We start from the raw sequence: 21,238 nt of genomic DNA, 5'->3' as shown, positions 1-21,238 counted from the left end.
AAATCTGATGACGCCACCGGCGCACCCCGCCGCCACGGTCATACGCCCGGGCGCTTCCGCCCGCATCTCGAGCATCTGAGCATGCCCGCGCGCGGGCGCACCCGCACCTCGAGCACGGGCTCGGGACGCAACGGCGAATCCATGATCCGCGCGTCCTCGACGACCATGCCTTTGACGTTCAGTAATCTGGTGAATAAGCTCTTGTTCAGGCGTTTTCCGTGGTTCATTTCTTTGGTCGGAAAACAGAATACGCGGAAACGCCCCTCACACTTACACACTCAACGGCTCGACGACGAACCACCACCCACGAAAACAGCAATACCGCCCTTTATTATCGCCATTCTCCGTCTAAATGCCCGTGGAGCTAAGGGGATTCGAACCCCTGACCCTCTCCATGCCATGGAGATGCGCTACCAGCTGCGCTATAGCCCCAAAATTGCGCGACCCGCGGAAACCCCGCGAATCTCGAAGCCGCCAGCCCACAGCCAGCAACCTCTTCGTGGAGCTAGGGGGATTCGAACCCCCGACCCTCTCCATGCCATGGAGATGCGCTACCAGCTGCGCTATAGCCCCGTGTCCAATGTGTTTTCCGTTTTGGACCTCGTATACATTACGACGAGTTTGCGTTTAAGGCAACATTCGGTGTGTCGCGCCATTACATGCCTGTAATTTGCGGCTCCGTCTCACCGTTCACGCTCCCATGCATCCGTGTCGGCGATGGCGGGACCATGATTGTAATCCATGAGACGCCAGCGCACGGTCTCCCCGTTCTCGTCGGTCACGTCCATCGGCACCAGACGCACCCAGTGGGCATTGCGCATGGACACCACTGAAGCGAACGTGCCATCCACACGGCTCAGTCCGAGCAACGTCTGAAGCGTCTGCGCGATCCACGCCCCATGGGAGAAGACGAACAGATCGGTATCGAGGCCAGCACGCGTGGACCAGTCGTTCAGCGCTTCGACGCCACGCTCCCCCACATGCTCCTTGGGCTCGGCGCCATATTTCAGCTCCCCGCCGCGATGTTCCATCCATGAACGGAAATCCTTGGGATAACGTTCTGCCAATTCAGATACGGCATGTCCATCCCAGTCGCCGAAGCTGCGTTCGCGCACACGCGGATCATCATGCACTTCCGCTCCGTCCAGCGCATCAGCAAAAGCCTGTGCAGTGTCATGTGCACGGGAGAGATCGGAGCATACGATGATGCAACGATCGGTTTCCGGCCGACGATCCACATACAGGTCCTTCAGCGCCGCAGCAGTCTGACGAGCCTGCCACTGCCCTACGGCATCCAGCGGAATATCCACCTGCCCCTGAAGCCTGTGTTCCGCGTTATAGGACGTGCGTCCATGTCGGACCAGAAAAATAGAGCGAACATGCTGAAGTGCCATGGAACAGTCCTTACCTGTACACGTGCCAATATCACAAGTCATATGCAGCGTATGCATGTGGCGGCATGACCATCGTCAACTGCCGCCACAACATCATTGTAGGTCTCTGGGCGACAGTCTCGTCATTCGTCGCCCAGAGAAGCATAAGCATCTATCCGCGAATCATCCTCATGATGTGCAGCGGTTTCGGGATGCTCGAGCTGGAGGTCGATGGACTCGCAATCCTTCCACAGCCGTTCCAGACCATAGAATTCGCGAGCCTCATCGTGCATGACGTGGATGACGAAGTCACCGTAGTCGAGCAGCACCCATTGGCCTTCGGTCAGTCCCTCGCGTGAGCGAGGCTGGCGACCGTCGCATTTGAGATACAGATCCTTCTCGATCTCCTCGGCCACGGCCAATACCTGACGCTCGTTGGAGGCGCCGGCAATCATCATGATATCGGTGATGCCCAATAGATCTGCCACGTCAAAGGCCACGATATCGGTGGCCTTGAGTCGGTCAGCGGCTTCTGCGGCGACACGTACAGCGTTGATGGAATCCTGCAATGCCGGCATTGATCAGCGCTCCCAGGCGGGCTTCCAGCCCTCGACGTTATGCTGCGTGTTCTCGGAATACACCATCGTGTCGTCGGGCACTGGATGGCGCACCACGGAGCCGGCTCCGGTGGTCACATTGTCACCCACCTGCACCGGAGCGACGAACAGGTTGCCGGCGCCCACATGGCAGCCGGAACCAATGGTGGTGCGGTTCTTATGCACGCCGTCGTAGTTGGCGGTGATGGTGCCGCCGCCGATGTTGGTGTGGTCGCCGAGCTGGGCATCGCCCACATAGCTCAGATGCGGCACCTTGGTGCCGTTGCCGATGTGCGCCTTCTTCATCTCCACGAAGGCGCCGGCCTTGGCGTCCTCGCCGAATTCGTTGCCCTGACGCAGATACGTCCACGGACCGATGTTGGTGCGCGCGCCGATGTGGGATTCCTGCACGCGCGAGCGCTCCACCACCGCGCCGTCATCGACCGTGGCGTCAATCAATGTGGTGTACGGGCCGACGACAACGTCCTCGCCGATCACCGTGTGTCCCTGCAGGAAGGAACCAGGCAGAATGGTGGCATCGCGCCCGATCTTGACGTCATCCTCGATCCACGTGGTTTCCGGGTCGAGAATGGTCACGCCCTCATGCATCCACCGTTCGCAGACGCGACGGTTGTAGGTCTTGGCAAGGGCGGCAAGCTGTACGCGATCGTTCACCCCCTCCACGGTGAGCGGATCGGGAGCCGCGAATGCGCCGACCTTGCCGGCGGCCTTGGCGGTTTCCAATGCATCGGTCAGGTAGAACTCGCCTTGGGCGTTGTTCGATTTGAGCCCGGCGATGGCCTCGCTGAGCACCGAAGCCTCGAATACGTATACCGAGGTGTTCACTTCCTGCACCGCGAGTTCGCTGCGGTTGGCGTCTTTCTGCTCGACGATGCGCAGCACGTTGCCTTCGCGGTCACGGATGATGCGGCCATAACCAGTGGGGTCGTCAAGAATCGTGGTGAGCACGGTGGCACCATCACCGGAAGCAATGTGGAACTCCACCAGCTTGCGCAGCGTGTCGCTGTCCAGCAACGGCATGTCCGACGCGGCGATCAGCACAGGACCATCGAGCTCCCCCTCTGCGGCAAGTTGAGCCATGGCGCATTGCACTGCACGACCGGTGCCGGGGATGTCGTCCTGATGGACAATGGTCACGTTCCCATCGTATGAACGTGCCGCCTCGGCCACGCGCTCGGCTTGGAAGTGGACGACCACGGCGAGTGTGTCCGGATTCAGCGCGGACACCGAGTCCATCACACGGTTGAGGAAGGTCTTGCCGGCGAAGGTATGCAATACCTTCGGCTTGTTGGAACGCATGCGGGTGCCCTCGCCCGCGGCGAGGATGATGGCTGCGGATAATGCCATAAGTGACGTATTCCCTTCGAGTCGGAATAACTGATGCTATTGCAAACAATCTAAAACAATAGACGGAAAAACAATGAACGGCCACCCGAATGTCGAGCGGCCGTCAATCGCTCCCCCACCTGGACTCGAACCAAGACAAAGGGTTCCAAAGACCCGTGTGCTGCCATTACACCATGGGGGAATCGTGGGTTTATGACCCACAAGTGTTCATTTATACCATATGTTCGGCATTTGTCGAAAGGGCACGTCATGTCGCGCCCTCAAACACGTGTCATAGCGGACTATCCGCCGCGACACGCCTGATGCCGACGCGTCGCGGAAACGAGAGCCGACTGCGCTGCGTGAACCGCAGCCAACAGCCTCGCCTCCGCAACCGGCGACTTCTGTTTCACCCTCAGGCGAAGAGGAAGCCCTGACCGTGATGTTCCGGATAGGTGTCGAACAGTTCGGCGACCGAACCATCCTCGAACACCGCTCGGATTGCGCTGGCAAGCAGCGGAGCGATGGACAGTACCGTCAATCCATCCCAGCGCTTCTCCTCGGGAATCGGAACCGTGTCGGTCAACACCACTTCACGTGCGCCACAATCCTTCAGTCGTTCGACCGCCGGACCGGAAAGCACGCCATGCGTGGCCACCACAGTCACCGACTTCGCTCCAGCCTCCTGCAGCACGTGACACGCCCCCACGATGGTGCCGGCCGTGTCGATCAGATCGTCGACCAGAACACAGTCCTTGCCCTTCACGTCACCGACGACTCGGTTGGCGACCGCGCGGTTCGGGCGGGTGATGTCGCGCGTCTTGTGCACGAACGCCAGAGGACCGCCGCCAAGTCGTTGAGCCCACTGCTCGGCCACGCGGATACGACCCGCATCCGGGGACACGACGGTCACATTGTCGAGCTGTCCACGGAATCGGTCGCGGATGTAATCGACCAGCACCGGCATGGCGATGAGATGATCGACCGGACCATCGAAGAAGCCTTGGGACTGCGCGGCGTGAAGGTCCACCGACATGATACGGTCGGCGCCTGCGGTCTTGAGCAGGTCGAAGACCAGACGGCAGGAGATGGGCTCACGACCGCGATGCTTCTTGTCCTGACGGGAGTATCCCAGCAACGGGCACACGGCGGTAATGGATCGTGCCGAAGCTCGTTTCAGCGCATCGATCATGATGAGCTGCTCCATAATCGCCTTGTTGATCGGCTGATAGTGGCTTTGCAGCACGAAGACGTCAGCGCCTCGCACCGATTCGGTGTACCGCACATACATCTCGCCGTTCGCGAAATCGTATGCCGTGGTCTCCAGCAAATCGATGCCAAGCTGTTGTGCAACATCTTCGGCCAGTTTCGGATGGATTCTTCCCGTAACGAGAATCAGGTTCTTATCAGGCTTCCCCTCAAGGATTGCGCTCACCATTACTCCCAACGTGTGGTCTCGCTGATGCACATTCCAGCATAGCTGCTCTTGAAGACCGCGATACACGCCGGCGTCGCCTGTTGTTCACCGAGCCGACAACTATCGCCGAAACAGTCCTGGCAGACAGCACGGACGCATATGACTATCGAGACGTTTCCTTACTTGTGATACAGGCTTACCCGTTCGTATTTGGGCTCACAGCATACATTGATGCCGAGTTTGCGGTAGAGGGCCTCATCCGCCGCGGAGATGATGACCGAGAAGAAGGCGTCACAGCCCCGGAGCTGTTCAAGACCGGCGATGACCTGCGCGCCCACCGTGCTGGTGGCGCTGGTGATGGACAGCGCGATCAGCGTCTCGTCGGAATGCAGACGCCGGTTCGTGCTATGCAGGTGTTCGGTCTTCAACCGGCAAATCGGCTCGATCGCCGCATCATCGATGACGAGGACATCGTCATCCACCCCGGTAATCGCCTTGAGCGCATTCATCAGCAAAGCACTTGCCGCACCAAGCAATTCGCCGGTTTTCCCGGTCACCACACGGCCATCCGGCAGCACCATCGCCCCGGCAGGCGCCCCGGTGTCGGACTCCTTGGCGAGCGCCACCTTGCGGGCAGGCGACAGATCAGGGGTCACGCCAGCCTTGTTCATAATCGAGCGCAAGCGTTCCACCTGTTCCTCCCCGGCACCGGTACGCTTGAACCGCACTGCCGCATCGAAGAAACGTCGCACGATTTCCATGCGGGCCGCATCTCGGCACACATCATCGTCCACGATGGCGTATCCGACCATGTTGACGCCCATGTCGGTGGGACTCTGGTATGGGCTCTCCCCCATGATTCGCTCCATCATGGCCTTGAGCACGGGGAACGCCTCGACGTCGCGGTTGTAGTTGACGGTGGTCTCGCCGTGGGCCTCAAGGTGGAACGGATCGATGATGTTGGCGTCGTCCAGATCGACGGTGGCGGCCTCGTAGGCGATGTTGACCGAATGATTCAGCGGCAGGTTCCATACGGGGAACGTCTCGTATTTGGCGTATCCGGCGTCGATGCCGCGCTGATGCTCGTGGTACAGCTGGGACAGGCATGTGGCGAGTTTGCCGGAACCGGGACCGGGGGCCGTCACCACGACCAGCGGACGGCTGGTCTCCACGTAATCGTTCTTGCCGTAGCCTTCGGCCGACACGATATGCTCGATATCGTGCGGGTACCCAGCAATCGGATAATGCAGATAGCAGATGACTCCCAGCTGTGCGAGACGGTGACGGTAGGCGTCAGCTGCGGGCTGGCCAGCGTACTGGGTCAGCACCACGGAGCCGACCAGCATGCCATGCGAACGGAACACGTCGATAAGACGGAGCACATCTTCGTCATACGTGATGCCCAAGTCACCGCGCATCTTGGCCTTCTCGATATGATTGGCATTGACGGCGATGACAATCTCGACCTCGTCCGTAAGGCTTTGGAGCATCCGGAATTTCACATCCGGCTCGAAACCGGGCAGCACGCGCGACGCATGGTAATCGTCGAACAGCTTGCCGCCGAATTCCAGATACAGCTTGCCGCCGAACTGTGCGATGCGTTTCTTGATATTGTCGGCCTGAAGAGCGATGTATTTCTCGTTGTCGAATCCCTGGTGCATGGAGGTCGGCTTCTCTTTCCTTCACAGCGTCATGAACGGCAAAATTATACCGGAAAAGTCCTGAAGCCACACACCCCGACCATGTTCGTGATTGCAGGACGGGCTGTCAGCGAAGCAGACTGGGGGGAGAGAGAATCGTTGTCACGGAAAGCCACGAGAGTATGAATAAGGCTCCGGCCTGCGACATCAATCGCATCGGCCGGAGCCTATAGATTCGCGCATATCCATCCCCGATACTTCACGAAGAAGCCGCTATACCCAGACGGATACCGCGACCGAGGAGCAACGCAGCTAACGCTCCATCGCTGAATGTCACTCCCATTCGATGGTTGCCGGGGGCTTGGAAGTGCAATCCAGCACCACGCGGTTGATCTGGCGGCATTCATTGGTGATGCGCGTGGAGATGGTGGCGAGCACGTCGTAGGGGACGCGAGCCCAGTCGGCGGTCATGGCATCCTCGGAGCTCACCGGGCGGAGAACAATCGGAGAACCATAGGTACGTTCGTCGCCCTGCACGCCGACGGAGTGGACGTCGGCGAGCAGCACAACCGGGCACTGCCAGATGTCACGGTCGAGACCTGCCTTGGTGAGCTCCTCGCGGGCGATGGCGTCGGCTTCGCGCAGGAGGTCCAGACGCTCCTTGGTGATCTCGCCGATGATGCGGATGCCGAGGCCCGGGCCTGGGAACGGCTGGCGCCAGACGATCTCGTCCGGCAGGCCGAGCTCGGTGCCGATGGCGCGCACCTCGTCCTTAAAGAGGGTACGCAATGGCTCGATGAGCTGGAACTTGATGTCCTTGGGCAGACCGCCGACGTTGTGGTGGCTCTTGATGTTCGCCGCGCCGTCACCGCCGCCGGATTCGACGACGTCCGGGTAGAGGGTGCCCTGCACGAGGAACTTGACTTCCTTGCCTCGGGCGCCAGCCTCCTCAAGCACCTGCTGCTGGGCCTTCTCAAAGGTACGGATGAACTTCTCGCCGATGATCTTGCGCTTGCGTTCCGGCTCGGAGACGCCCTTCAGAGCGGTGAGGAAGTCGTCGGCTGCGTCCACGGTAATCAGGCGGATGCCGGTGGCCTCGACGAAGTCATGCTTGACCTGCTCGACCTCGCCCTTCCTGAGCAGGCCGTGGTCGACGAACACGCAGGTGAGCTGGTCGCCGATGGCCTTGTGCACGAGAGCGGCGGCCACAGCGGAGTCCACGCCGCCAGACAGGCCGCAAATCACCTCGGCGTCGCCGACCTTTTCGCGAATCTTCTTCACCTGATCGTCGATGATGCTCGAAGCGTTCCAATCGTCGGGTAGCGCGGCGCAGCGGTGCAGGAAGTTCTCAATGAGCTGCTGGCCGAGCGGCGAATGCTTGACCTCGGGATGCCACTGCACACCGTACAGCTTGCGGGATTCGTCCGCCATGGCAGCCACGGGGGCGCCCTCGGTGTGGGCGATCACCTCGAAGCCTGCCGGGGCCTGCTCGACGGCCACACCGTGGCTCATCCAAGTGGTCTGTTCGGCCGGGGAACCGGCGAGGATACCCTCGGCCTCATCCACGACGGCCTCGGTCTTGCCGTACTCGCCCAGAGCGGCCTTGTCCACCTTGCCGCCAAGCTCGTAGGCCATGACCTGGAAGCCATAGCAGATGCCGAGCACGGGAACGCCGGACTCGAACACCTTAGTATCTATGGTCGGCGCACCGGGCTCGAACACGGAGGCCGGACCGCCGGAAAGAATGATTGCCCTGGGATCCTTGGCCAGGATCTCATCGACCGGCATGGAATGAGGGACCAGCTCGGAATAGACTCCGGCCTCACGCACACGGCGGGCGATGAGCTGGGCATACTGGGCGCCGAAGTCGACGACGAGCACAGGACCGTTTGCCATTGATATTCCCCTAACGTTCATTGGGATTTTACGTGGGTTGCAACACACCGATTATCACCGGTCAAGCAGACAAGCCCGACACGCATAAAACTATGTGCGAAATACGAACAAACTACATAGGTGCAAGAAACAACACGCCGATATTAACTTTGTTAAATCGAACGTGCGGATAATGCCGCAAAAGCAGATTTGGCGCGGTTTTACGCCATTTTCGGCACTGGAACCGTTAAAAGACATAGTGACAATCAATCGTGAAAAGCACACAAATGGTGCTATTTTCATAACAATTTCGAACACACCCGCAAGAAATCGTTCAAAAGTCGTGTTGTCCTCGTACCATAACGAGTGATTGGAAGCGGAAACCCTTGTGCCGCAAGGAACTGGGGCCCGCGACCGAACAGAAATAATCAATCGCACGGATACGTGCAGGAGTACAGGAGTACACATGACGAGTCCTGTTATTGGCACCCCTTGGAAGAAGCTCAACGCTCCGGTTTCCGAGGAAGCCCTCGAAGGCGTTGACAAGTACTGGCGCGCTGCCAACTACCTGTCCATCGGCCAGATTTATCTGCGTTCCAACCCGCTGATGAAGGAGCCTTTCACTCGCGAAGACGTGAAGCACCGTCTGGTGGGCCACTGGGGCACCACTCCGGGCCTGAACTTCCTCATCGGCCACATCAACCGCTTCATCGCTGACCACGGCCAGAACACCGTGATCATCATGGGCCCGGGCCACGGCGGCCCTGCCGGCACCTCCCAGTCCTACCTGGACGGCACCTACACCGAGACCTTCCCGAAGATCACCAAGGATGAGGCTGGTCTGCAGAAGTTCTTCCGTCAGTTCTCCTACCCGGGCGGCATCCCGTCCCACTTCGCTCCGGAGACCCCGGGCTCCATCCACGAAGGTGGCGAGCTGGGCTACGCTCTGTCCCACGCTTACGGCGCCATCATGGACAACCCGAGCCTGTTCGTCCCGGCCATCGTCGGCGACGGCGAAGCTGAGACCGGTCCTCTGGCCACCGGTTGGCAATCCAACAAGCTCGTGAACCCGCGCACCGATGGTATCGTGCTGCCGATCCTGCACCTCAACGGCTACAAGATCGCCAACCCGACCATCCTGTCCCGCATCTCCGACGAAGAGCTGCACGAGTTCTTCCACGGCATGGGCTACGAGCCGTACGAGTTCGTCGCCGGCTTCGACGATGAGGACCACATGTCCATCCACCGCCGCTTCGCCGAGCTGTGGGAGACCATCTGGGATGAGATTTGCGACATCAAGGCCACCGCTCAGACCGACAACGTGCATCGTCCGTTCTACCCGATGCTGATCTTCCGCACCCCGAAGGGCTGGACCTGCCCGAAGTACATCGACGGCAAGAAGACCGAAGGCTCCTGGCGTTCCCACCAGGTGCCGCTGGCTTCCGCCCGCGACACCGAGGCCCACTTCGAGGTCCTCAAGAACTGGCTCGAGTCCTACAAGCCGGAAGAGCTCTTCGACGCCAACGGCGCCGTCAAGGACGACGTCCTGGCCTTCATGCCGAAGGGTGAGCTGCGTATCGGTGCCAACCCGAACGCCAACGGTGGTGTTATCCGCGACGACCTGAAGCTGCCGAACATCGAGGACTACGCCGTCAAGGAAGTCGAGAAGTACGGCCACGGCTGGGGTCAGCTCGAAGCCACCCGTCGTCTCGGTGTCTACACCCGCGACATCATCAAGAACAACCCGCACGACTTCCGTATCTTCGGACCGGATGAGACCGCTTCCAACCGTCTGCAGGCTTCCTACGAAGTCACCAACAAGCAGTGGGATGCCGGCTACATCTCCGACGAGGTCGACGAGCACATGCACGTCTCCGGCCAGGTCGTCGAGCAGCTCTCCGAGCACCAGATGGAAGGCTTCCTCGAGGGCTACCTGCTGACCGGTCGTCACGGCATCTGGAGCTCCTACGAGTCCTTCGTGCACGTGATCGACTCCATGCTGAACCAGCACGCCAAGTGGCTTGAGGCTACCGTCCGCGAGATTCCGTGGCGCAAGCCGATCGCCTCCATGAACCTGCTGGTCTCCTCCCACGTGTGGCGTCAGGACCACAACGGCTTCTCCCATCAGGATCCGGGTGTCACCTCCCTGCTGCTGAACAAGTGCTTCCACAACGACCACGTCATCGGCATCTACTTCGCCACCGATGCGAACATGCTGCTGGCCATCGCCGAGAAGTGCTACAAGTCCACCAACAAGATCAACGCCATCATCGCCGGCAAGCAGCCGGCCGCCACTTGGCTGTCCCTCGACGAAGCTCGTGCCGAGCTCGAGAAGGGTGCCGCCGCTTGGGATTGGGCTTCCACCGCGAAGTCCAACGACGAGGCTGAGATCGTGCTTGCCGCCGCTGGCGATGTCCCAACCCAGGAGATCATGGCCGCTTCCGACAAGCTGAAGGAACTCGGCATCAAGTTCAAGGTCGTCAACGTGGTTGACCTGCTCGCTCTGCAGTCCGCCAAGGAGAACGACGAGGCCCTGTCCGACGAGGAGTTCGCCGACATCTTCACCGCCGACAAGCCGGTGCTGTTCGCGTACCACTCCTACGCTCACGACGTGCGCGGCCTGATTTACGATCGCCCGAACCACGACAACTTCAACGTCCACGGCTACGAGGAGGAAGGCTCCACCACCACCCCGTACGACATGGTTCGTGTGAACGAGATCGATCGTTACGAGCTGACCGCTGAGGCTCTGCGCATGATCGACGCCGACAAGTACGCCGCCAAGATCGACGAGCTCGAGAAGTTCCGTGACGAGGCCTTCCAGTTCGCTGTCGACAACGGCTACGATCACCCGGACTACACCGACTGGGTGTACTCCGGCCTGAACACCTCCGAGAAGGGTGCCGTCACCGCTACCGCCGCAACCGCTGGCGACAACGAGTGAGACACTGTTTCGGCAGTGCTAGCCTAACGGCATAACAGAAAAGCCCGGGACTTCGGTTCCGGGCTTTTCTGTTACCTTGTACCGCATGAACGCCATACATCGACGCCATACATCGACCAATCGCCTCCAAGACCGCTCCCCTGTACTCCACACTCCCCGTGTGCCACACTCCCCGTGTGCCCATCTCGCATGCGCGCGCCGGAACAAGCAAGCCTACGGCACCGCCACAAAAACGAAATCACGCCGAACAGCGGCAATCACCAGTACAATAATATGTGGTTCCAATCATGTGAGTATCAAAGGAGACGAACATCGTGACCGCAACCCGTGTTTACATCGCCAGCCCGGAAGGTGCCAATGGACGCAACGTAGTGGCCTATGGCGTGCTCAATGCATTGACTTCAAAATACAAGACGATGGTATTCCGCCCGGCGGTATCCAACCATGACGATTTCACGCCCGTGCTGCTTTCCGCCTCGAACGCGGGACTCGGCGTGGCGCTCTCCACTGGTCTGGATATTCACAAGGTTCGTGCAGACAAGGAGACCGCCCGTGGCGACATCGTCGGCGCGTTCAATGACGCACTGGACGTCTCCCGCGCGGATGCCGCGCTGATCGTAGGCACCGACAAGTCCCATGTCAACGATCCGACCACCTATGAGTTCAACGCCAATGTCGCCGCGGACCTGCAGGCCGGCGTATTCCTGACAATCGCCACCATCGATCGTTGGCCACACGAGCTCGATGAAACGGTCAAGCTGTCCATCGAGGGCATGGAAGCCGCCGGCAACAAGGTGCTCGGCATCTTCGTCACCGGATGCGAGCCGCGTCACGCCGTATCCGTCAAGGAGGCACTCGCCAAGTACGGGCTGCCGGTCTGGACCCTGCCGCAGGTATCCTTCACCGACGAGTCCAACAAGAACCTCGCTTTGGAGACTTTCCGCAAGTATGTGCCTACCGAAGAGGTCCTGGCCGCGCTGGATGTGGATGCCGAAGCCCCCATCACACCGTATGCCTTCCAATTCGGTCTGCTGGGCAAAGCCAAGACCAACAAGAAGACCATCGTGCTGCCCGAAGGCGAAGAAGACCGCATCATCAAGGCGGCGAACTACCTGCTTGAACGCGAGATCGTCAACCTCATCATCGTCGGCGACAAGGATGCAATCCTGGCACGCGGCAAGGAGCTGGGCCTCGATTACCTCGACCGCGCCCGCTTCCAGGCTATGGACGATGAGAACATCCTCAATCCCATGGTGGCCAAACTCTGCGAGCTGCGTGCCAAGAAGGGCATGACCGAGGAACAGGCGCGTCAGCAGCTGGCCGATGCCAGCTACTTCGGCACCATGCTTGTCGTGATGGGTTACGCGGACGGTCTGGTTTCCGGATCGATCAACTCCACCGCCAATACCGTGCGTCCCGCCTTGCAGGTCATCAAGACCAAACCAGGCCAGAAACTGGTCTCCGGCGCATTCCTCATGTGCTTCAAGAACCATGTGGCCGTATTCGCCGACTGCGCCATCAACCTCAATCCGGATGCCGAGCAGCTCTCCGAAATCGCTTTGCAGTCCGCCGAGACCGCCCGCGCGTTCGGCATCGACCCGAAGGTCGGCATGCTGTCCTATTCGACGCTCGGCTCCGGCAAAGGCCCGGATGTCGATGTGGTGGAGGAAGCGACGAGGCTGCTCAAGGAGAAGGCCCCCGATCTGCCGGTGGTCGGGTCCATCCAGTTCGATGCCGCATGGTCCCCCACTGTGGCCGCAACCAAGGCCAAGGGCAATGACGTCGCCGGACACGTCAACGTGTTCGTGTTCCCGGATCTGTGCGCAGGCAACATCGGCTACAAGGCGGTGCAACGCTCCTCCGGCGCGCTGGCCATCGGCCCGGTGCTTCAGGGATTGAACAAGCCGGTCAACGATCTGTCCCGCGGCGCCCTGGTTCAGGACATCATCAACACCATCGCCCTGACCGCCATCGAAGCGCAGTAGTTTGTAGCAAGCAACGAGTATTCTAAACAACGGTAACCCGTGTGCTCACGGGAACAAACGAATCACAATGGAGGATGCCCACAATGGCGAAAACCGTCCTTGTCATCAATTCCGGTTCCAGCTCGATCAAGTACCAGCTGGTTGATCTCGAGTCCGGCGAAGGTATCGCTTCCGGTCTCGTCGAGAAGATCGGCGAACCGATTGACGGCCACTACAAGCACGAGTACAACGGCGAGAAGCATGAACTCGAAGAGCCGATTCACGACCACGAGCAGGGTCTGAAGCGCGTGCTCGGCTTCTTCAAGGAGTATGGCCCGGATCTGTCCGAAGCCGGCATCGTGGCAGTCGGCCACCGTGTGGTGCAGGGCGGCTCCATCTTCCCGAAGCCGGCACTGGTCACCGACAAGACCATCAATCAGGTCAAGGATCTGGCCGTGCTCGCCCCGCTGCACAACGGCCCGGAAGCCAAGGGTGCCGAAGTCATGCGCTCCCTCCTGCCGGATGTGCCGCAGATCTTCGTGTTCGACTCCTCCTTCTTCTTCCAGCTGCCGAAGGCCGCCAGCACCTACGCGCTGAACAAGGACATCGCCGAGCAGTACCACATCCGCCGTTACGGCGCTCACGGCACTTCCCACGAGTACATCTCCTCCGTGGTGCCGGAAGTCATCGGCAAGCCGGCTGAGGGCCTCAAGCAGATTGTGCTGCACATCGGCAACGGCGCCTCCGCCTCCGCCGAAATCTCCGGCAAGCCGGTCGAGACCTCCATGGGCCTGACCCCGCTTGAGGGTCTGGTTATGGGTGGCCGTACCGGTGACATCGATCCGGCCGTGGTCTTCCACCTGATCCGCAACGCTCACATGAACGTGGATGAGCTGGATGCCCTGTTCAACAAGCGTTCCGGCATGATGGGCATGACCGGTTTCGGCGACCTGCGCGAAGTGCACCGTCTGGTGTCCGAGGGCAACGAGGACGCCAAGCTGGCACTCGATGTCTACGTGCACCGCATCGTGAGCTACATCGGCAACTACACCTACCAGATGGGTGGCTGCGATGTGATCACCTTCACCGCTGGTGTTGGCGAGAACGATGACATCGTGCGCAAGATGGTGTGCGACAAGCTCGCTCCGTTCGGTGTCAAGCTGGATGAGGAGAAGAACGCCACCCGCTCCAAGCAGCCGCGCGTCATCTCCACCCCGGACTCCTCCGTGATCATCGCTGTGATCCCGACCAACGAGGAGCTGGCCATCGCCCGCAAGTCCGCCGCCATCGCCGAGGCCGGCGAAGACACCTACGGCAACCAGTTCGCCAAGTGAATTGTTGATTCGCCGGTACGGCTGAGCCAGTCATAACGGCTGGAATGATGGAGGGCTTTGACGTGTTACACGTCAAAGCCCTCCATTCGTTTTATGCGTATTCTAAAACGGATTCTGGGCATATCCGTATCACGAAAAAGCCGAAAACGGCCCCCAACTGATACGCATATGCCCAGAACAGCGATATATAGGCAACACCAATCACGCCAGCATACCGCTCCACATTCCCACGAAGTCGGGCAGGGTCTTGCGGGTGGTGGCCACATCGATGATCTGGACGTCCGGAATACGCAATCCCAGCATCGCCGCAAATGTGGCCATGCGGTGATCGGCATAGGTCTCCATGACGGCACCATGCAATGCACCCACAGGCACGGGTTCGATGCGCAGCCCATCAGGTAATTCCTCGGCCTCTCCTCCGACGCGGCTGATCTCATTGACGAGCGCTTCCAGCCGATTCGTCTCATGGCCGCGCAGATGACCGATGCCCACCATATCGGTCGGGGCATCCGCGAACACCAGTATCGCGGCCAATGACGGCGCGATTTCCCCTGCCGCTGTCAGATCGAACGTACCCAGACCATGAACCGTGCCGTCAGAGGCCACTTCACAGTATCGAATACCGTCAATCACCGGGAATGATACCGTGGCGCCCATCTGCTCCAGATACCCGGGCAGCAAACCTCCCGGCTGCGTGGTGGTCTCCGGCCAATGCGGCACGCGCACAACGCCACCGGCGATCAATGCAGCGCCAAGGAAAGGCGCAGCATTGGACAGATCAGGCTCGACCGTCACCGTATCCGGCAATTGCAATGAACGAGATTCCACAGTCCACGTGCGTGCAGCTTCATTAGCATCAATCGTCCCGCCTGCCGCGACCACATCGGCCACAGTCATGCGAATATGCGGCAGACTCGGAGTCTTCTCCCCCGTATGCCGCAGTATCAGACCTCCCGGCAATCGTGAGCCGATCAACAGCAAACCGGAAATGAACTGGGAGGAACCGGAGGAATCAATGCTGACCTGAGCAGGATTTCGCGGCAACGTCGCGGGCGGCGTGATTGTGAACGGCAGTTTGCCGATCTCGCCGTGGTACTCCACGGTGGCGCCCAGCTGCTCCAATCCGTCCAATACCGGCTTCATCGGGCGGGCATACGCCTGCTCATCGCCATCGAAATGCACAGGTCCATCAGCGAACAAGGCCAATCCCGGCACGAAGCGCATCACCGTACCGGCAAGTCCGCAAAACAGATCGACATTGCCGTGGAATCGGCCATGCGACGGCGGAATCACCGTCACCGTGGTCTCGACGTCGGTGTCGACTTCACAACGCACGCCCAGCGATTCTAGCGCCTTCATCATCAAGTCGGTGTCACGAGAGCGAAGAAGACCAATGAGACGCACCGGCATCGAGCCCAACGCCGCGAGAATCAGGTAACGGTTCGACAATGATTTGCTACCTGGGATGGTCACCGTCGCATTCAACGGCTGGGCGGCAAAAGGCGCAGGCCAAAGATTCATGTGTTCTGTCATATCAGCCAATGTATCAAGCCTGAAGCATGCAAGAACAGCTGTGTCCAACATGGTGTCGGAATCACAGCCGTGTGTTGTAGCGCCAATCAGGCGAGCGCGTCCTTGATGGCGTCGACGAAGTAGTCGAGGTCGTCGGGCTTACGGGAGGTGATCAGGCGCCAGCCGTTCTCATCATCAATGGTCAGCTGCTTGTCCACGTAATGTCCGCCGGCGTTCTCGATGTCGGCAGCGATGTAGCGGCAGGGGGATGCGGTCTTGCCGGCGATCAGTTCGGCGTTGACCAGCAGCCATGCGCCGTGGCAGATCGCGGCGATAGGCTTTCCTTCATGCGCAAACTCCTGGGCCAAGGCGATGGCGTCCTTGTTCACGCGGATGCGGTCGACGTTGCACGTGCCGCCCGGCACCACCAACAGGTCATAGTCCGTTGCCTGCACATCGGAAAGAAGCGCATCAGGCGTGAGGGTCTCGCCTTCATAGCGGTCATGCTGCACGGTCTCGCACGGGTCGAGCGTGGTCGCCGCAAGCGTCACCTGAGCGCCTGCGGCTTTGAGGTCGCGCAGCGGACGTGTCAGCTCGGTCTCCTCGATGCCCCAGTTGTTCACGATGATCAGTACTTTGGCGTTTTCCACAGCCATGGTTCCTCCTTGATGGCGATGGTCATTAATTCCAACATCCATTATGCGGCACGACATGCCGTTCCGCCGTCAGGCGATTGCAGGAATCACCGTACAGCAGGCATGCTGCGGCCGTAGCGGTCGGATATCAACGGTCCGCGGCGATGCGGGATTCGATGGTCGGCTCCTTCTCGTCAATCCCCTGCTCCATACCGCCTTCGACCATCTGTGCATGCAGCAGCTGCGCCTCCACGCGATCGGCTTCGATGGCTGCAATCTGACGGGAGAATACGATGAACCATCCAAGGAACATGAGTCCTGCCAAGGCCTCCACGTTCGTCAACGTATTATGTCCCATCATCATGTTGGCCCAGAACCCTGCGCAGACCAAGGCGGCCAGATCGGAGGCCACCATCACCGCTTTGGAGATGCGCGGAGCCAGCCATGGCAGCAATACGAACAACAGCAGCATGACGAACGGCAGGCCCTTTGCACAGATGTTATGCATCAGATTGTGGGGCGTGTATCTGAATGCGCCGATGCCGATGAACGCAAGTCCCGAAATGGTGAGCAATGCCGCCAGAACGCCGATGCGAACCATGAAATGCGGAATCATGTATCCGCGATTGGGGTCGGCTTTGGTGCGGTCATGCCACAGGCGTTGCAGACGCTCGGTGGTCACCAGCTCGGAGATAGCGAAATAGCTGACGATGATGATGCATGTACCCGCCAACATGAGCGTGGAATTGAACATGCGCGCCGCGAACGTGGTACGGTCGCCCAACTGGGAGAAGTTGTTGTGGTACCAGTACGGGTCGTCTGTGGTGACTCCAGCGGTGATCACGCCGGATATCACGAAGAACGGCAGCAGGCTGGCGATGGTCTTGGCGTTCATCATCTCCGCCTGCACGAAGGTCATGTATCCCACGACACCGGCGAACCCCGCGCAAACGCTGGAGATATAGCCGGCGAATATGGCGTTGCCCATCATGTCGTTCGCGGCGCCGATAAGCGCGAACGATGAGAGGAAAATGGTGGCACCGTACACGACTGAAAGCGAAACGATCTCGATGATACGGCGGATGGGCACGAACCAGCCATGCTGCAGGTTCAGCGAGCTCGATTTGCGGGCGTATCCCACGATGAAGGAGATGACGCCACATGCCGCCACGACACCTGAGCACACCATGAAGCGGCGCTGGGTCAGCTGCCAGATGGCCGGAGCGTATTCCATATAGAGGTTCATGGACACGGCACCCACAATGGCGCAAATCACGAATGAAATGAGCCCGGAGGTCTCTGACCGCTGATGCCTCCCCATGATCTCCTCCACGCCTCCCGCTACCGCAATAAACCATCCTGACGAATCACAATGCGGCACGTACTCATGACCGGATGCCAACCATCATGACATCATCAGGTGAAAAATACCTGCCCAGAGATTCATTCTAGACCGTGTCCCGGTCCAACCATAAGATACAATATTACTTTGTGCCGTAAGACCGGATGATGGTTTTGCAGCATACGGGCTATAGCGCAGTTTGGTAGCGCGCCTGCTTTGGGAGCAGGATGTCGCCGGTTCAAATCCGGCTAGCCCGACCGAAAGCCCTACTCCCGCTTGGAAGCAGGGCTTTTTACTTATCTGCATCGACCCGGTTTATCCGTTTTTATCCGATGAATGAGGTTCCGGCTCTTCCGGGTGCGAGCTCCCGCATCCTAACGCAGCCCACTGCATCGGCCACCTCGTCCAACCATTCCGATCACGATCAGTCTGAATACGCGACTTTTCGCATTTTGGTGTATTCAAAGTGACAGTGGAACTGGAAAGACCCATCCGAGATTACCGGGCATTCACGTCGCGCCCGCACTCGTGCAGGCGTTTAAGAAGTACATCCCCGCCGACTACGTGGGCCTGACCAGCCTCGGCGTCAGCGTCCTGCTCGGCGTCATCGGCGTCGCCCAAGCCGTCTACACCCTCGTGAACCAAGCATTCAGCGGCAAACTCAGCAAGAGCGGCATCTGACGCTGCTGATTCTCGGGGTCATGCCTAAACGACACGACCCCAAGAATCCTTGTATGTGCCAATTAATGTCGTATTCTTTCTTTTGCTTCGAGACCGCGCGTTAGCAAAATCCCGGTGTTAACGGATTGGGCGAATCCACCAACATTTTTATCATCATGAGATAGCCCACAATCCCTGTAATTCCAATGGTTTTAGATATGATTAAGGGCATGTCCGCCACAATCGACGTATATTCGCGTATCTGATTAACGGTCAATGGAGGTCAAGCTCATGGCCATCGCCGTGGACTCGTGACCGGGTTGACCAATCATGGGTTGATGATTACGAGCGGACCAACGGAGAGTACGGCTATCCGGCGTCCATGTCGGGCAAAATGATTCCCATTGAGGCCGATGAGTTCGATGTGCCGTTGGCCGTGGAGGAACTGCGGTTGATCAATGCGCGGGATCATTCATGGTATGAATACCGGAATTTCGGAGGCCCGGCCATTCCCTCCATCGGTTACGGTTTCGTTGCCGCAGCGTTGTCCGAGGAAACCAATGGCGTTTGGCTTCCACCGATGGGGCGTTCGGCAGCAGCGGGCATAACGGCGAGACAGCCTAGCGGTTTCTTGCATGGTGGGGAGACGAGCAGATGGCCTTCTACGGGAAGGAAGCCTTTCGATAACATCGATAACAGGATCCGGGCAAATCATCCGGATAAAAGAGAACCCCCAGTGCATCACGGCTCAGTCGAAGACCGTCCGGAGAGGCCCTTTGGGGGATTTCATGGAATATGATAACGGGTTATGAGCCGACAGTCAAACCCAGCAGCCGATTTCCTCTCACAGACTCCCCGGAAGGGCAGTCCACAGGAGAGGGCGTTACGCTCGTGCATCACCAACGAACGGCTCTCATCCTATGACTCCGAAGCACGGAGACGTTCATGCCCGGCTTTGCGACTGTACCTGTGGGATCATGACATGGCCAGCGCGTGCATGGGCGACATCGCCATCCTTGAAGTCGCCTTGCGCAACCGCATGGATCGGCAGCTGTCCCTCATCGCCTTGGAGCAGGCCGGCACCGAGGACTGGTACATGGCGGGGCTGCGTTTCGACGACCGTACTCAGCGTCAGATCCGTGAGGCATGGGGCCATCTCACCATCCAGCAGAAGAAATGGCACACGCATGGCCATCTCGTCGCGGCGTTGACGTTCGGGTTCTGGCGCAATCTGCTGGAGAACGGCGGCGCAATCCATGCTCGTTGGCCGGACGAGGGCAGCGCCGATTACGAGAACGACCTCTGGCGCAAAGGCATCGTCAAGTCCTTCCCTGGCGGCCGTCGGCACGCAGCGGACGCGAACGCCAAGTGGACAAGAAACTACGCGCTGAACATTGTCAAGACCGTGCATGCCCTGCGCAACCGGGTCGCCCACCACGAGCCGCTCGTCAACGGCGTCCCGCTGCCGGGCGAGAACCGGCGCATCACACTGGCGGACGCGGTGCGGGCCTGTTTCGATCTGGCGATGATTCTGGACCGGAACCTGTACTCGTGGCTGATGGACAACAGCAAGATGAAACTCGTGCTCGAACACGAGCCACGGTCTATCGAGTAGACGGCGGATATCACCAATCCCGCAAGCCAGGAGACGGAAGACAAAGGCCCAAGGATCATGAATGAGGTAGTGCACGGGGTTCGCCAGTAAGGCCGGATAGTGCGGCGATGCGGGAGATAAACGTGCGAATTGCCGGGGTGGCATCGAGCGGATAGAGCAGCCCGTAGTGCATGATGACCGGTTCGGGCCAGTCCACGGCTACGTTGACGAGCTGTGGGTGAATGCCGGCCCACATCGGTTTGGAGATGAGCAGGTCGCCGGATTCGGCGCAGTCGTTGAACGTGTCAAGGTAGTAGTGGTCGATGTCGATCAAATCGATGGAAGGGCATTGTTCCAACAAGTCCCGAGCCGTGTCGTTGGCGCCGCGATGGTGCTTGAGGATGCGGATGCGCGTGCCTTCGAGGTCTTTCAATGTGAGTCGTGCGCGTCTCGCCAGCGTGTGGTTGCGTGGCACGGCCACGCACAGTGGCTCGGAATCGAGGGCGACGGTGCTGCATATGTCGTTCCAATAGCCGGTGTCGAACGCCGTGGAGATCAGGTCGATGTTTTCGCCGAGATGGGTGATGATGTCGTTGATGGCTTCGGAGTCGTCGGGCATCGACACCAGTTCCAGGCGGATGTCGGCGTGCTTGCCGGCGTCGCGTTGCCATAGGTCGAGGATACGGCGGCCGGGGCGCAGGATGGAAACGCCAAGACGAACGGTGGCGATGCCGTCGGTGCCGCGTTGTTGCGCACGGCGCAGGATCTCCTCGCATTGGCGCACAATCATCCGCGCGTCCTCGACGAACTCTCGGCCGGCTTTGGTGAGTTGCACGCCGCTGCGCGATCGGTCGAACAGCGTCAGGCCGTACTCCCTTTCGAACGTATTGACCTGTTTGGCCACCGCCGGCGTGGAAATATGCAGGCGATGGCCGGTCTTGGCGAAGCTGCCGGTCTGCGCGGCGGCGATCACCGCGTCCAGTCTTCTGTCGTACATTGCGACCT

Annotated in this window: 15 protein-coding genes and 4 tRNA genes; 6 read left to right on the top strand and 13 right to left on the bottom strand. The window is 59.6% G+C overall.

Annotated elements, in window-relative coordinates:
* Window positions 1-359: 359 nt before the first annotated feature.
* The 9 genes from BREU_RS07825 to guaA all read right to left on the bottom strand — a co-directional run bounded on the left by BREU_RS07825 (window position 360) and on the right by guaA (window position 8,269).
* Window positions 360-432, bottom strand: a tRNA-Ala gene (locus BREU_RS07825).
* Window positions 433-500: 68 nt separating this feature from the next.
* A tRNA-Ala gene (locus tag BREU_RS07820) sits at window positions 501-573 on the bottom strand.
* 110 nt (window positions 574-683) lie between these two features.
* Window positions 684-1,394 carry a histidine phosphatase family protein gene (locus BREU_RS07815; protein ID WP_044088498.1) on the bottom strand — a complete coding sequence of 237 codons (711 nt, stop codon included), beginning with the start codon at window positions 1,392-1,394 and terminating at the stop codon, window positions 684-686.
* Between the two features lie 122 nt (window positions 1,395-1,516).
* Window positions 1,517-1,951, bottom strand: coding sequence for a ribosome silencing factor (gene rsfS / locus BREU_RS07810; protein WP_044088500.1), 435 nt, complete (start codon window positions 1,949-1,951; stop codon window positions 1,517-1,519).
* A 3-nt stretch (window positions 1,952-1,954) separates the two neighbouring features.
* Window positions 1,955-3,337, bottom strand: a complete 1,383-nt coding sequence (gene glmU / locus BREU_RS07805) for a bifunctional UDP-N-acetylglucosamine diphosphorylase/glucosamine-1-phosphate N-acetyltransferase GlmU (RefSeq protein WP_044088501.1) — start codon at window positions 3,335-3,337, stop codon at window positions 1,955-1,957.
* Between the two features lie 110 nt (window positions 3,338-3,447).
* A tRNA-Gln gene (locus tag BREU_RS07800) sits at window positions 3,448-3,518 on the bottom strand.
* A gap of 213 nt (window positions 3,519-3,731) precedes the next feature.
* Window positions 3,732-4,754: a ribose-phosphate diphosphokinase gene (locus BREU_RS07795; protein ID WP_044088502.1), complete on the bottom strand. Its 1,023-nt coding sequence runs from the start codon at window positions 4,752-4,754 to the stop codon at window positions 3,732-3,734.
* A gap of 158 nt (window positions 4,755-4,912) precedes the next feature.
* The gene (locus BREU_RS07790; RefSeq protein ID WP_044088503.1) at window positions 4,913-6,394 is read right to left on the bottom strand and encodes a DUF1846 domain-containing protein; all 1,482 of its coding nucleotides are present in this window, start codon (window positions 6,392-6,394) and stop codon (window positions 4,913-4,915) included.
* 312 nt (window positions 6,395-6,706) lie between these two features.
* On the bottom strand, window positions 6,707-8,269 hold the full coding sequence (gene guaA / locus BREU_RS07785) for a glutamine-hydrolyzing GMP synthase (protein ID WP_044088504.1): 1,563 nt from the start codon (window positions 8,267-8,269) through the stop codon (window positions 6,707-6,709).
* A 445-nt stretch (window positions 8,270-8,714) separates the two neighbouring features.
* On the opposite strand from guaA, the gene BREU_RS07780 reads away from it, so the two are divergent.
* From BREU_RS07780 to BREU_RS07770, 3 genes are all read left to right on the top strand, one after another.
* Window positions 8,715-11,192, top strand: a complete 2,478-nt coding sequence (locus BREU_RS07780) for a phosphoketolase (protein ID WP_044088505.1) — start codon at window positions 8,715-8,717, stop codon at window positions 11,190-11,192.
* Between the two features lie 314 nt (window positions 11,193-11,506).
* Complete coding sequence (gene pta / locus BREU_RS07775; RefSeq protein ID WP_044088506.1) at window positions 11,507-13,177, top strand: phosphate acetyltransferase; 1,671 nt, start codon at window positions 11,507-11,509, stop codon at window positions 13,175-13,177.
* 83 nt (window positions 13,178-13,260) lie between these two features.
* Window positions 13,261-14,490 carry an acetate/propionate family kinase gene (locus BREU_RS07770; RefSeq protein ID WP_044088507.1) on the top strand — a complete coding sequence of 410 codons (1,230 nt, stop codon included), beginning with the start codon at window positions 13,261-13,263 and terminating at the stop codon, window positions 14,488-14,490.
* Between the two features lie 201 nt (window positions 14,491-14,691).
* On the opposite strand, the gene aroA is transcribed toward BREU_RS07770, so the two are convergent.
* The 3 genes from aroA to BREU_RS07755 form a co-directional block, all read right to left on the bottom strand.
* On the bottom strand, window positions 14,692-16,023 hold the full coding sequence (gene aroA / locus BREU_RS07765; RefSeq protein WP_044088509.1) for a 3-phosphoshikimate 1-carboxyvinyltransferase: 1,332 nt from the start codon (window positions 16,021-16,023) through the stop codon (window positions 14,692-14,694).
* Between the two features lie 86 nt (window positions 16,024-16,109).
* Window positions 16,110-16,658, bottom strand: a complete 549-nt coding sequence (locus BREU_RS07760) for a type 1 glutamine amidotransferase domain-containing protein (RefSeq protein ID WP_044088510.1) — start codon at window positions 16,656-16,658, stop codon at window positions 16,110-16,112.
* Window positions 16,659-16,785: 127 nt separating this feature from the next.
* Entirely contained in the window at window positions 16,786-17,958 is a 1,173-nt protein-coding gene (locus BREU_RS07755) for a hypothetical protein (protein WP_044088511.1), read from the bottom strand.
* Between the two features lie 204 nt (window positions 17,959-18,162).
* Between BREU_RS07755 and BREU_RS07750 the strand changes: the two genes are divergently transcribed.
* From BREU_RS07750 to BREU_RS07745, 3 genes are all read left to right on the top strand, one after another.
* Window positions 18,163-18,236 (top strand) — tRNA-Pro (locus tag BREU_RS07750).
* A 271-nt stretch (window positions 18,237-18,507) separates the two neighbouring features.
* Complete coding sequence (locus BREU_RS12100; protein ID WP_162178917.1) at window positions 18,508-18,660, top strand: hypothetical protein; 153 nt, start codon at window positions 18,508-18,510, stop codon at window positions 18,658-18,660.
* A 961-nt stretch (window positions 18,661-19,621) separates the two neighbouring features.
* Window positions 19,622-20,254, top strand: a complete 633-nt coding sequence (locus BREU_RS07745) for a DNA-binding protein (RefSeq protein WP_238567029.1) — start codon at window positions 19,622-19,624, stop codon at window positions 20,252-20,254.
* A gap of 55 nt (window positions 20,255-20,309) precedes the next feature.
* Here BREU_RS07745 and BREU_RS07740 read toward each other — a convergent pair whose 3' ends face one another.
* Entirely contained in the window at window positions 20,310-21,230 is a 921-nt protein-coding gene (locus BREU_RS07740) for a LysR family transcriptional regulator (protein WP_044088512.1), read from the bottom strand.
* Window positions 21,231-21,238 lie beyond the last annotated feature (8 nt).

The sequence above is a fragment of the Bifidobacterium reuteri DSM 23975 genome, from assembly GCF_000741695.1.
GTDB lineage: Bacteria > Actinomycetota > Actinomycetes > Actinomycetales > Bifidobacteriaceae > Bifidobacterium > Bifidobacterium reuteri.
Note: the sequence above shows the minus strand (reverse complement) of the source record. Positions and strands in the feature narration are given on the sequence as shown.

Excerpts from the sequence above, each read along its gene's own strand:
- BREU_RS07815 (WP_044088498.1), bottom strand. The coding sequence starts at position 1,394 with ATGGCACTTCAGCATGTTCGCTCTATTTTTCTGGTCCGACATGGACGC.
- rsfS (WP_044088500.1), bottom strand. The coding sequence starts at position 1,951 with ATGCCGGCATTGCAGGATTCCATCAACGCTGTACGTGTCGCCGCAGAA.
- glmU (WP_044088501.1), bottom strand. The coding sequence starts at position 3,337 with ATGGCATTATCCGCAGCCATCATCCTCGCCGCGGGCGAGGGCACCCGC.
- BREU_RS07795 (WP_044088502.1), bottom strand. The coding sequence starts at position 4,754 with ATGGTGAGCGCAATCCTTGAGGGGAAGCCTGATAAGAACCTGATTCTC.
- BREU_RS07790 (WP_044088503.1), bottom strand. The coding sequence starts at position 6,394 with ATGCACCAGGGATTCGACAACGAGAAATACATCGCTCTTCAGGCCGAC.
- guaA (WP_044088504.1), bottom strand. The coding sequence starts at position 8,269 with ATGGCAAACGGTCCTGTGCTCGTCGTCGACTTCGGCGCCCAGTATGCC.
- BREU_RS07780 (WP_044088505.1), top strand. The coding sequence starts at position 8,715 with ATGACGAGTCCTGTTATTGGCACCCCTTGGAAGAAGCTCAACGCTCCG.
- BREU_RS07770 (WP_044088507.1), top strand. The coding sequence starts at position 13,261 with ATGGCGAAAACCGTCCTTGTCATCAATTCCGGTTCCAGCTCGATCAAG.
- aroA (WP_044088509.1), bottom strand. The coding sequence starts at position 16,023 with ATGACAGAACACATGAATCTTTGGCCTGCGCCTTTTGCCGCCCAGCCG.
- BREU_RS07760 (WP_044088510.1), bottom strand. The coding sequence starts at position 16,658 with ATGGCTGTGGAAAACGCCAAAGTACTGATCATCGTGAACAACTGGGGC.
- BREU_RS07755 (WP_044088511.1), bottom strand. The coding sequence starts at position 17,958 with ATGGGGAGGCATCAGCGGTCAGAGACCTCCGGGCTCATTTCATTCGTG.
- BREU_RS07745 (WP_238567029.1), top strand. The coding sequence starts at position 19,622 with ATGGCCAGCGCGTGCATGGGCGACATCGCCATCCTTGAAGTCGCCTTG.
- BREU_RS07740 (WP_044088512.1), bottom strand. The coding sequence starts at position 21,230 with ATGTACGACAGAAGACTGGACGCGGTGATCGCCGCCGCGCAGACCGGC.